We start from the raw sequence: 11,700 nt of genomic DNA on the forward strand, positions 1-11,700 counted from the left end.
GGACGTTTTGTGTGGACGTTTTGTGTCCGTATCAGTTTGATAGCGTTATCTTTTCTGTTTTCCATGTACTGGTTGATTCATCTGTTGTATTTTGACTTAAATTAATCATATAAAGATTGTAGATAGGGGTGCTGACTGTGACGGTAAAAATGACCAGAGGGAAATTCGAAGGCTTAAATAAACTGGCGAACGAAAAAGGGCTGATTGTGGCTACGGCTTTGGACCAGCGGGGTTCACTCAAGAAGTCGTTGGCCGAAGCAACCGGGAAGGAAGCGGATGAGAATCATGTTGCAAACTTTAAAAGGCTCGTCTCCGAGGAGCTTACCCCATACTCCAGCGCTATTCTTCTTGATCCCGAATACGGGTGGAAAGCGGCAGAAATCCGGGATAAGAACTGCGGGTTATTAATTGCCTATGAGGAAACAGGTTACGATGCGACAGTTAAAGGACGTTTGCCGGATTTGCTGCCCAACTGGTCTGTGAAACGTTTTGTGGACAAAGGGGTAGATGCAATCAAAATTTTGATGTATTACGATCCGGACGATTCAGGGGATATTAATGATATTAAGCACGCTTTCATTGAACGGGTAGGGGCGGAGTGCGACTCATACGATATTCCGTTTTTCTTCGAAGCGGTGACTTATACAGATGATATAGCCGATGCCAAAAGTGTGGAATTTGCCAAAGTGAGACCGGCCAAAGTGAAGGCAAGCATGCGTGAATTCACTAAACCCCAGTACAAAATTGACTGTTTGAAGCTGGAGGTTCCTGTTAACATGAACTACGTGAAAGGCATCGGGGAAGGGGAAACGGTCTTTACCCGGGAAGAAGCTCTTGGGCATTTTATGGATACGGCTGAACTCGCCACCATTCCGTTTATCTATTTAAGCGGAGGTGTTTCCAACGAATTATTCTTGAAAACCTTGACCTTTGCGGGTGAAGCGAAAGTTCCGTTCTCGGGCGTTTTATGCGGACGGGCAACCTGGCAGGACGGGATTCAAATTTACGGTAAAGAAGGCGAGGCCGGCCTTCGCTCCTGGTTAAAAGAAGAAGGTATAAGCCGTATGAATAAACTTAATGAGGTCATCGCGGGTGCCGCTACGCCATGGTGGGACTTTTATGGCGGGAAGGATCATATTGAAGTGGCAGATAGACCTTGAATAGTTAAGCCGATTAGTTATTAAAGACAGGAACTATGGGAGCTCCTCATGGTTATTTGTCTTGTTTTGCCCCTTATGATATGATTTAACCAGAAAAAACGTAAAGGTGACATACATGACAATAAGACAAGCACTCCCCTCTGACGCTGCCGCAGCAGCCCCCTTACTGCTTGCGGCCATGCAGGGTATAGCCTATCAATTGACCGGAGCCTCAGAAGAATCCGAAGTACTTGGGCAATTAACCGAACTGTTTCACATAGAGGATAACCGCCTCAGCTACCAGAATGTACTGGTTAAAGAAAAGGAGGGGAATCTAGCCGGCGTTTTACTGGCTTACCACGGAAGTGAAGCTGTGCGGCTGGACCAGCCTATCCTGGAGCGGCTCCGTTCGCTTAATCGAGGCAGTGAAATACGAATTAGTCAGGAAGCGGATAAAGATGAGTATTATATAGACTCTTTGGCGGTCTCCCCCAATGCAAGGGGAAAAGGTATCGGTCAAGAGCTGATTCAAGCCGCTGAGAAGAAGGCCGCCGCATCGGGTTATGCCAGGATTGCGCTGATTGTAGTGCAAGAGAACCCGAGAGCCCGGGCCTTGTACGAACGGCTTGGTTATGTGAAGAACAAAGAGAAGATCATAAATAACAAAACATATGATCATATGGTGAAACAACTGTAAGATGGCACATTTACTTATTATGATGCTTGAACGGGTAGGAGTTATGGTTATCCTGGGGTTTCTGCTTGCCCACATGAAATTGTTCAGGAAACTTCTTCAGGATTCGGGTGGAGTGAAAGAAAAGCTGGCTCTCATCGCAGTATTTTCCCTGTTCAGTATTATCAGCAACTATACTGGCATTGAGATCAAGGGGAGTACGATTATTAATCAGGATTGGCAAATGAAGCTGGATCCGTCCAGTTCGATTGCCAATACCCGGATTATGGGTGTAGAAATGGGAGGATTGCTAGGCGGACCGGTTGTCGGGTTTGGTGTGGGGGTTTTGGCAGGCGCTCACCGGTACTTGTTGGGGGGAAGTACTGCCTTTAGTTGTGCTTTATCCAGCATTCTGGCCGGACTATTAACCGGGGTCATCGGACGGAGGTACCGGAGACGTCATGCCGCTATTTCACCCAGATTCGCGGCTATTATCGGGATCGCCATGGAATCTTCGCAGATGCTCATCATTTTGCTCTTTGCCAAGCCGTTCGCAGACGCCTGGCTGCTGGTCAGTACTATCGCGGTCCCGATGATTATCGTCAATGGTCTGGGCAGCTTCATTTTTCTATCCATTATCCAGTCCATACTTCGGCAGGAAGAACAGGCGAGAGCCTTGCAGACTCATAAAGTATTGCTCATTGCCGATGAGACCCTGCCTTATTTTCGTCAGGGTCTAAATGAGGAGTCATGCAGGCATGTGGCGGGAATTATTTATAAGGCTACAGGAAGTGATGAGGTATCTCTTACAGATACACATAAAATTCTGGCCCATGTCGGAGCGGCATCAGATCACCATATTCCATCCAGAAGCCTGATTACAGGGTTATCCAAGACGGTTCTCCGTACCGGGGAGATCAAGAAAGCAAAGAGCCGGGGGGAGATTGCCTGTTCCCATGAGAATTGTCCGCTGGAAGCCGCAATTGTTCTTCCCTTGAAGACTCATGGCCAGACTATTGGCACCTTAAAAATGTACTTCAAGGAGGTAAATCGCCTTAGTCGGGTAGAAGAGGAACTGGCCGAAGGGTTGGCTAATATCTTCTCTACTCAGCTTGAGCTTGGAGAAGCCGAACTGCAGAGTAAGCTCCTGCAGGATGCTGAAATTAAGGCACTTCAAGCGCAGGTAAATCCGCATTTTCTGTTTAATGCAATTAATACAATCTCTGCCCTGTGCCGTACGGATGTGGAGAAAGCGCGTAAACTTCTTTTCCAGTTGAGTATTTATTTCCGGTCCAACCTCCAGGGAGCCCGGCAGCTTCTGATTCCGCTGGAAAAGGAAATCAGCCATGTCCATGCTTATTTATCTTTGGAACAAGCCCGGTTTCCCGGCAAATACACAGTGAATACCTTCATGGAGGACGGACTGGAGGACGTTCTGGTGCCGCCTTTTGTGCTTCAGGTTCTTGTCGAGAATTCTCTCCGTCATGCATTCCCAAGAAAGCAGCCTGAATGCAAGGTGGACATCCGGATCTTCAAAAATCAGGGGAAGCTGCAGGTCAGCGTCCGGGATAATGGCAAGGGAATTTCCGCCGATCATTTGGTCTTTCTGGGTTACGAACTTGTTCAGTCCGAGAAGGGCACAGGAACAGCCCTGTACAATATTAATCAACGGTTGAGAGGGCTGTTCGGCAGCCAGACCCGGCTTCATATTGAGAGCCGTGAGGGAGAAGGGACAAAGATTACGTTTGCCCTGCCTATTCAAAGAGAGAGTGAGGAAGACACCAGTGCTTAGGGTGCTTGTAGTGGATGACGAAATGCTCGCAAGGGACGAGCTGAAATACTTGTTATACAGGACGAAGGAAGTAGATATTATCGATGAGGCGGACAGTATTGAAACGGCTGTTGGGAAAATGCTGGACTTCAAACCGGATATCGTGTTTTTGGATATTCAGCTGTCCGAAGATAACGGGTTTGAACTTGCCAATCGGCTGGCTAGAATGAAGCAGCCGCCTGCCATTGTCTTTGCCACCGCTTATGACCAATATGCCGTTAAAGCCTTTGAAGTAGATGCCCTGGACTACATTCTGAAACCTTTTGATGAAGACCGCATTATTCAAACCATCCAAAAATATAACAAGCTCTGCCCTGCCAGAGATGCGGACAATAATGAAACAGTTTCCCAAGAGCATAAGGAAAATAAGAATGCGAATAAGCTTGCTCTTTCCGTAGAAGAATCCATCGTTCTGCTCCCGGTCAAGGACATAGTATTTGCCGGACTTGTGGACGGGAAGGTAGCGGTCCGGACCTTAACCCGTACATGTTTTACGAATGATACCTTAGTAGTTCTGGAGAAGAAATTGACTTTCAGCAGTTTTTTCCGGGTTCACCGCAGTTTTATCGTGAATCTTGATCATATTTTAGAGCTGCAACCCTGGTTTAATTCTACCTATACCTTAATAATGAAAGATGGATCAAAGGTTCCCGTAAGCAGAACCTATGCCAAAGAACTGAAACAAAAGCTCGGTATTTAGCCGGGCTTTTTCCTTTTTTCCTGTATTTCATCCCTTAATTTCTGCAGCTCAGCCTCATAATAATACCTTTCATGATGAAACCGTTTTATATGCTTTTTCATTCATTATACTAAAGGCAACAAAGAGAAAGAGGTGGCAGCCATGAGCACTAAAAAGGCGGCAGGTTTCTTAACTCAGGCATTCATATTTTCCGTGATTATGCTGGTTTCCCATATAATAACGGCTTTACTCCCAATCCCTATGCCGGCATCCGTAATCGGTCTTGTGCTTCTGTTCGTTCTGCTCTGCCTCAAAGTTGTGAAACTGGAGCAAGTAGAATCGTTTGGTGCGGCCCTTACCGGGATTATTGGTTTTTTGTTCGTCCCATCGGGAATTTCCGTCATGAATTCGCTGGGGGTTATGCAGCAGTTCGGATTGCAGATTATATTGGTCATTTTTGCGGCAACTGCGATTTTGCTTGCAGTAACGGGGCTCTTTTCTCAAATGATCCTGGGTAAACGCAGTATGGAAGGTTTAATAGGTGAAGAAAAAGGAAAAGAAACCGACTGCCAACCCATTCAAAAGAAAAGGGGCAGAACCAAAAAGTAAACGGCATGATCAGGCCAGGACTTTATCCCAGGGTCACCTAACTATGATAGAAGGCGGTAGATAAAGATGACGCAATTTTTTACAACACCTTATTTTGGCATAGTCGTTTCCCTTCTTGCATATGGTATTGGAACGTGGCTGTTTAAGTATACAAAAGGCTTCTTTTTATTCACCCCCTTGTTTGTTGCAATGGTACTGGGTATAGTGTTTTTAAAAGCGGGAGGGGTTTCTTACGAGCAGTATAACAACGGCGGTAAAATCATCAGTTTTTTCCTTGAACCGGCTACGATTGCATTTGCCATCCCTTTATATAAACAGGCGGATAAGCTGAAAAAGTACTGGTGGCAGATTTTAGCTTCTATTGTAGTGGGATCTGTTTGCTCGGTGGGAATTGTATATGTGATTAGCAAAGGCATACATTTGGACACGGCAGTGATGAATTCCATGCTTCCCCAAGCCGCTACGACAGCTATTGCCCTGCCTTTATCCGAGGGAATTGGCGGGATTCCGGCTATCACTTCCTTTGCAGTCATTTTCAATGCAGTGATCGTTTATGCTCTCGGTGCTCTTTTTCTTAAAACATTCCGGGTTAAAAATCCGATTGCCCGTGGTCTTGCTTTGGGTACTTCCGGCCATGCCCTCGGGGTTGCAGTAGGGATGGAAATGGGAGAAGTGGAAGCGGCGATGGCCAGTATTGCGGTTGTTGTGGTTGGTGTTGTAACTGTTGTGGTAATTCCGCTTTTCATGCAGCTTATGGGATCTTAAAAAGAACATAGGACAAATATCGGTTCCGCCTCTTCGAAGGCAGGGCCGTTTTTTTGTGGAAAAGGGTTGATTCATTTATTTGTTGTAACTATAATTGTTACATATGATTTTTCAAAGAAAGAATCGTTCTTGTACCAAAAAGAAGTGGACTCAAATTCTGGTATAATGAATGTTTCGTTGGGAACGGTCACCTTTTTCATAGACAGGGAGGCCGCTTCCGCTATATTGTTATAGAGAGAAAGGTGGAGATAAATCTTATGAACCCCAGCACGAATCCGGTAAATACTTCTTTTGCTGTTACCAGGAAAAAAAGGATTTCCATGGCTATAGTTCTTGGCTCTATGACGGCTATCGGACCTCTTTCCATTGACATGTATTTGCCGTCACTGCCTATTTTGGCTAACGATCTTGGCACCAGCACTTCACTTGCCCAATTGAGCCTTACGGCTTGTTTGCTGGGTTTGGCGATCGGGCAGCTGCTGCTTGGTCCGCTCAGTGATTCCCGGGGAAGGCGCGGCCCTCTGCTTATATCCCTGCTGATTTATGCGGCGGCTTCTTTCTTATGCGGCCTTGTCTCTTCTATCTGGGGCCTGATCCTTTTAAGGTTTATACAGGGAATGGCCGGCTCCGGCGGTATTGTGATTGCCCGTGCCATGGTAGGGGATATGTATTCGGGTACAGAGCTGACCCAGTTTTTCTCTTTGCTGATGCTTATTAATGGGTTGGCACCGATATTGGCCCCTGTTGCCGGAGGGCAACTGCTGCAGTTTACTTCCTGGCATGGCGTATTCGCTGTTCTTGGTATTCTTGGACTGGTTATGGTATTGGCGGCATTTATCGGTCTTCAGGAGACGCTGCCCCGGGAAGGCCGGTCCAAAGGCGGGATAAAAACAACCGTAGGCACCTTCGGCAGGCTGCTGGGCGATAAAGTATTTATGGGTTATGTCTGTACCCAGGGTTTTGTCTTTGCAGCCATGTTCAGTTATATATCCGGTTCTCCGTTTGTATTGCAGGACATTTACGGGGCTTCTCCCCAGCAGTTCAGCTTGGTCTTTGCATTAAACGGATTAGGCTTGATTATTGCAACACAGTTGACCGGGCGTCTGGCCCCACGTTTTCATGAAAGCCGGCTGTTTATCAGCGGAATCCTTTTATCTTTAATTGGAGCCCTGCTGTTGCTGGCTATGATTTTGATTGGAGCCCCATTGTTTGCTGTCCTGATCTTTCTGTTTATTGTCGTATCAAGTACAGGTATAGTAAATACCGTTGGATTCTCGTTGGCCATGCAGAATCAGGGCAAAAATGCCGGAAGCGCATCGGCGATGCTTGGTTTGCTTCCTTTTATTGCAGGTTCGGTGGCGGCGCCTCTTGTCGGGATTGCCGGAAACCATACGGCGGTGCCTATGGGGATAGTCATTGTCTGCTGCGGCCTTGGGGCCATCTTCTGCTACATGTTTATGATTCGCCCTCAGTCTTCTTTGGGTGAAGAAGGACGGAATTAAGCAGAACATGTTTTTCATATTCAAAAAAAGACAGCTGTTAGTGCCAGTATCAGGCCTAAACAGCTGTCTTTTATTAATCAAGTTCTGACCACCCCGACGGGGACGCCGCAACGCACAATGGGAAAGGTGCGGGCCCGGAGAAAAGCGGATCTTGCTTTTCAACACGAAAGAGGTTCAATCACGAATAGAACGAAGTCTTTCCTGCTTGTCCATATGGGAGGATCAGCCTAAACAACACTTTTACGGAACCAGGTATGGACTCTGGATGGCTGAAGGACCGGCTGCTCTTGAACATGGACAAGGGTTTTAATGAGATCCAGAGGTCTAGGCTGTCTGAGAAGCTGTGCCCGCGCACGCATCTTCTGCAGCTTATCTTCATGGGTTATTAAGAAGAAAAGCTGATAAAAAAGCTGGAGCCGATTATCTGCACAGCATGCAACACCATTGCGAATCAGATAATCAATATTATCTTGCTCCTGACCGGGGAGCGGCTTATATATTAGCAGAGGAAGCCGACGGGCAATAGCTTCCGCTGTTGTCACACCACCGGATTTGGTGATCATTAAATCGGCCATCGCCATATAATCATGCACATTTTTTGTATATCCGATGACATGTACATCCAATAATGTTTGGGCAGACCAGCGTTCAAGACGTTTGCGCAGGCTCTTATTCCGGCCGCAGATTACGACAAACTGCAGGGAACGTGTCCATTCCGCTTCTTCCAGAGAACGCAGCAAGGTAGAATCTATCAAACCGCAGCCACCTCCCATTAGCAATATGGTGGTGGCCTCCTGGTTCAGGCCGTACTGTTCTCGCAGCAAGGTTTGATCATAAGTTTCATAGAAAACAGGCCTTACCGGAATACCCGTAATTTCAATGCTGGAAGCGGGAATACCCTGGCGAAGCAGTTTGTTCTTGGCATCTTCCGATCCGACCCAATATTTATCTGTATAAGGATGCAGCCAGAAGCTATGATCCGTATGATCGGTAATCACGGTTACTGCGGGGCAATCTATGAGTCCCCGTTCTTTTATTTTAGAGACTGCCGCGCTTGCCGCAGGCAGTGTACTGATAATAACGTCCGGCTGTTCATCTTCAATGCGTTGGATCAGAGGTTTTAAGCTGGTAAACCGGATGCTCTTGATGAACTGGGCCAGCATACGGTCTTTGCGGGTCATTTCAAACAACAGACCGTATGAACTTGGGAAATGCTTGACCCACTGCAAAAAACAGGTCGAACTGATATCATGCAGATTGGGAGATACCAGTTCCATATAATCTATGATTTCAACATTCACTTGATGGTGATCCCACCGGTCGGCCATTTCCCGAATCGCATTGGCAACCTGAATGTGGCCGTGCCCCAATGAACCTGTAAGTACAAGCACCTTAATTTGTTTATCTGAAGTGATTTTCACCATACCAAGCTCCTGCATCCTTAAACAACTCCCTTTTTCTTAACTCTCTCTGTTTATATTTAAACCAATAAGCGTACCGTACAATCGATTAATTTCATTTTATGTTTCTTTCATACGTATCAAAATGGACTACGGTTCGGTTTCCAACCTAGACTTTCGTCGGGGGCCCTTGTATTGATCTAAGAATGAAGATGGGGCTATGACCAAACAGCCAGGTTCCCCCTTCTTTTATTTTAAAGGAAAAAAATTAAATTACACCCCTATTTTGATTAATTCAATGAAAGAGTGGGCCTGTTTATATAGATAAATGAGCATGCAACCGTTATTATGATCGTTTTTTTTGAAAGAATGCATGTCCCATTATTGAAAAGGTCTTACTGATTATGTATAAAACAGGTTCGACCCCGAACAAGAAGTTTATCCGAGTTTATACAAATAAGGATAAAATTTTCAAATTGGCTGCAGGTGATGTTTGTCGGAACGATTATCAGGAAAATATAAATTAAAGCCCGGGATCCATTTTTTAACAAGAAGCCCGGGCATGCAAATAAGTCATCTTTTTAAACCTTTCTGGGTTAAATCAAGGTGGTATTTTCATGAAAGTCTGATAAAATACAAGAAAAAACCGGAAGGTTTTCTTTTCAAAAACAAGAATAGATACACATTAATTTAGAACAGGTAAACATAGCATCTATTCGTTACAATGTTGATTTCTAAGGGAGAGGAGTTCGAAAACCCCATGGAAAGCCCCCGCTCTCGAACGGAGAGATTGAAACTGTTTTTTCTGCACAATAAATTTGTGGTGTTCTTATTGATTTTGCTGCTGGTTGCATTGAATATTCTGGTGATTTCAAAAATCTCTTTCATTTTTGTTCCCATTGGCATTATCGTTAAAACGGTGATGCTGCCGTTGATATTGGCGGGAATTGCCTTTTACCTGCTAAATCCGATTGTGGATTTGCTTGAAAGGCATAAGATTAACCGGATTTACTCTATTATCGGATTGTTCCTGGTGATAATTGGGGTTGTAACCATCTTGATCTTAACGGTATTTCCTTTTGTAAAAGACCAGGTTCTGAACCTGGTTGATAATCTCCCTAAATACGGGCAGCAGGTAGCAGAAAAATTCAATGAATTTGCAGGCACAAGTCTATTTCATCAATTTAATGACAAATTGAACAATGTAAGTACCGATATCATGAATTACATTTCTGAAAAAAGCTCCGTTATTTTGCAAAATGCCTGGGCTAGCGTTAGTGGAGTAGTTGGAACGGTTACCGAAATTGTTCTGGCCATCGCAACCTTGCCGTTCATTTTGTTCTATCTCCTAAAAGACGGCCGTAAGCTGCCCCGTTTTATTCTGAATATGCTGCCGGTAAAAACACGGGAACATACGTATCAAATGATGTATGAAATGCATCATCAGATAAGCTCGTACATTCGCGGGCAGATTATCGTCAGCTTTTGTATCGGATTTCTCCTGTTTGTCGGCTATTTGGTTATAGGCCTTAATTATGCATTGGTTCTGGCCATTATTGCTTCGCTAACCAGTATAGTTCCTTACTTGGGACCTGTAATTGCTATTACCCCCGCGATTATCATCTCAGCTGTAACTTCTCCGGCTATGCTGGTGAAACTGGCTGTCGTCTGGATTATTGTGCAGTCGATCGAAGGGAAGTTTATTTCCCCTCAGGTGATGGGTAAAAACCTGAGCGTCCATCCAATTACGATTATTTTCGTTATTTTGATTGGAGGGAACCTGTTTGGGATTCTCGGAATTATCTTTGCTGTCCCCGGATATGCGGTACTGAAAGTCATTGTGCTTCATATTTTGAGTGGTTTAAAAGCTATTCGGGACTTTATGAATAACCTGTAGAGCAAGAAGGAAAACAGCTTTCCCGTCCCTTAAGGAGGAAGCTGTTTTTTATTTATCCAAAAATGGAATTCATTACTGCAATAATGAGAGAGAATTTTTAAAAGACCGATTGACAACGGATACAAGCCTGAACTATAATCAAAGCATGAAATATGTAATCGGTTACAAATAATGTGTAACCGATTACAGAAGAGGAGGCGACATTACCGTTTATGGCTACCATAAAAGATGTATCCAAGCTTGCGGGGGTATCCGTGGCTACCGTATCCCGGGTGCTTAACCAGAACGGTTACGTGCATGAGGATACGGAAAAAAAGGTGCTGAACGCGATTAAAGAATTAAATTATGCACCTAATCTGGTGGCCAGGAGCATGACAAAAAAGACATCCAAGACCATAGCCCTAATTGTTCCTGATATAACCAATCCCTTTTTTAACGAACTGGCTAAAGCCGTTGAGAATGTAACTTACGTATATGGGTATACCACTATATTGTGCAACTCGGATGATTCTCCTGATAAGGAAAAGCATTACGTAGACGTGCTTAGGCAAAAATATATAGATGGATTTATTTTGGCCTCCAATACCTTGTCTGCCAAAGAAGTGGAGGATTTGACCGTACCGGTTGTCACCCTGGACCGTATCATATCCGATGATGTTCCCAGTGTTACGGCAGATAACCGGGTTGGCGCCCGCAAAGCGGTGCAATTTTTATTGGATCAGGGTTGCCGTAAGATCGCTCATATCCGTGGACCTGAACACTTCACCATTCCGGATGAGAGATGTCAAGGTTACCTTGATATGGTGCAGCAGCTGGACTGGTTTGAACCGGGCCTGATTGTAAACGGTCTCTTCAAGATGGATAAAGCGGCAGAAGAGGCCTATCAGCTGATGGAGAGTTATCCTGACCTGGACGGTATTTTTGCCGGTAATGATATCATGGCTATCGGTGCCCTGCGGGCTGCCCAGATGTATAATCTGACTGTTCCTGGCGGTCTTGAAATTATCGGCTATGACGGCATTCCCATAAGCGTCATGGTTTATCCCGAGTTAACGACCATAGCCCAGCCGATTTATGATATGGGGCTGACAGCAGCCCGTATCTTGATCAAATTGATTGAAAGCAAACCCCTTGAGTCCCTGCATCATGTTTTCCCGGTTTATTTACTGGAGCGGGGGACAACCTCAAAAAGCGAATCCTGAACA

9 protein-coding genes and 1 pseudogene are annotated in these 11,700 nt (G+C 45.2%); 9 read left to right on the forward strand and 1 reads right to left on the reverse strand.

The window, feature by feature from the left end:
• The first annotated feature begins 149 nt into the window (after nucleotides 1–149).
• The 7 genes from BXP28_RS17200 (at nucleotide 150) to BXP28_RS17230 (ending at nucleotide 7,198) form a co-directional block, all read left to right on the forward strand.
• Nucleotides 150–1,160, forward strand: coding sequence for a tagatose 1,6-diphosphate aldolase (locus tag BXP28_RS17200; RefSeq protein WP_036657256.1), 1,011 nt, complete (start codon nucleotides 150–152; stop codon nucleotides 1,158–1,160).
• A gap of 115 nt (nucleotides 1,161–1,275) precedes the next feature.
• Nucleotides 1,276–1,836 (forward strand): GNAT family N-acetyltransferase, encoded by a 561-nt coding sequence (locus BXP28_RS17205; RefSeq protein WP_023482341.1) that lies wholly within the window; start codon nucleotides 1,276–1,278, stop codon nucleotides 1,834–1,836.
• Nucleotide 1,837: 1 nt separating this feature from the next.
• A complete protein-coding gene (locus tag BXP28_RS17210; RefSeq protein WP_036655616.1) occupies nucleotides 1,838–3,604 on the forward strand; it encodes a sensor histidine kinase in 1,767 nt (588 codons plus the stop codon).
• On the forward strand, nucleotides 3,597–4,343 hold the full coding sequence (locus BXP28_RS17215; protein ID WP_036655614.1) for a LytR/AlgR family response regulator transcription factor: 747 nt from the start codon (nucleotides 3,597–3,599) through the stop codon (nucleotides 4,341–4,343). Before BXP28_RS17210 ends, BXP28_RS17215 begins: the two co-directional genes overlap by 8 nt.
• Nucleotides 4,344–4,484: 141 nt before the next feature.
• Nucleotides 4,485–4,931 carry an antiholin-like murein hydrolase modulator LrgA gene (gene lrgA / locus BXP28_RS17220; RefSeq protein WP_077585147.1) on the forward strand — a complete coding sequence of 149 codons (447 nt, stop codon included), beginning with the start codon at nucleotides 4,485–4,487 and terminating at the stop codon, nucleotides 4,929–4,931.
• A 66-nt stretch (nucleotides 4,932–4,997) separates the two neighbouring features.
• Nucleotides 4,998–5,696 (forward strand): antiholin-like protein LrgB, encoded by a 699-nt coding sequence (gene lrgB / locus BXP28_RS17225; protein WP_023482337.1) that lies wholly within the window; start codon nucleotides 4,998–5,000, stop codon nucleotides 5,694–5,696.
• 257 nt (nucleotides 5,697–5,953) lie between these two features.
• On the forward strand, nucleotides 5,954–7,198 hold the full coding sequence (locus tag BXP28_RS17230; RefSeq protein ID WP_023482336.1) for a multidrug effflux MFS transporter: 1,245 nt from the start codon (nucleotides 5,954–5,956) through the stop codon (nucleotides 7,196–7,198).
• A 227-nt stretch (nucleotides 7,199–7,425) separates the two neighbouring features.
• Here the strand turns inward: BXP28_RS17230 and BXP28_RS17235 are convergent, their stop codons facing one another.
• The gene (locus BXP28_RS17235; protein WP_023482335.1) at nucleotides 7,426–8,637 is read right to left on the reverse strand and encodes an MGDG synthase family glycosyltransferase; all 1,212 of its coding nucleotides are present in this window, start codon (nucleotides 8,635–8,637) and stop codon (nucleotides 7,426–7,428) included.
• 721 nt (nucleotides 8,638–9,358) lie between these two features.
• On the opposite strand from BXP28_RS17235, the pseudogene BXP28_RS17245 reads away from it, so the two are divergent.
• Both BXP28_RS17245 and BXP28_RS17250 read left to right on the forward strand, forming a co-directional pair.
• Nucleotides 9,359–10,488, forward strand: a pseudogene (locus BXP28_RS17245) (AI-2E family transporter).
• Between the two features lie 219 nt (nucleotides 10,489–10,707).
• On the forward strand, nucleotides 10,708–11,697 hold the full coding sequence (locus BXP28_RS17250; protein ID WP_023482333.1) for a LacI family DNA-binding transcriptional regulator: 990 nt from the start codon (nucleotides 10,708–10,710) through the stop codon (nucleotides 11,695–11,697).
• Nucleotides 11,698–11,700: the final 3 nt, after the last annotated feature.

The sequence above is a fragment of the Paenibacillus larvae subsp. larvae genome, from assembly GCF_002003265.1.
GTDB classification, from domain to species: Bacteria; Bacillota; Bacilli; order Paenibacillales; family NBRC-103111; genus Paenibacillus_H; species Paenibacillus_H larvae.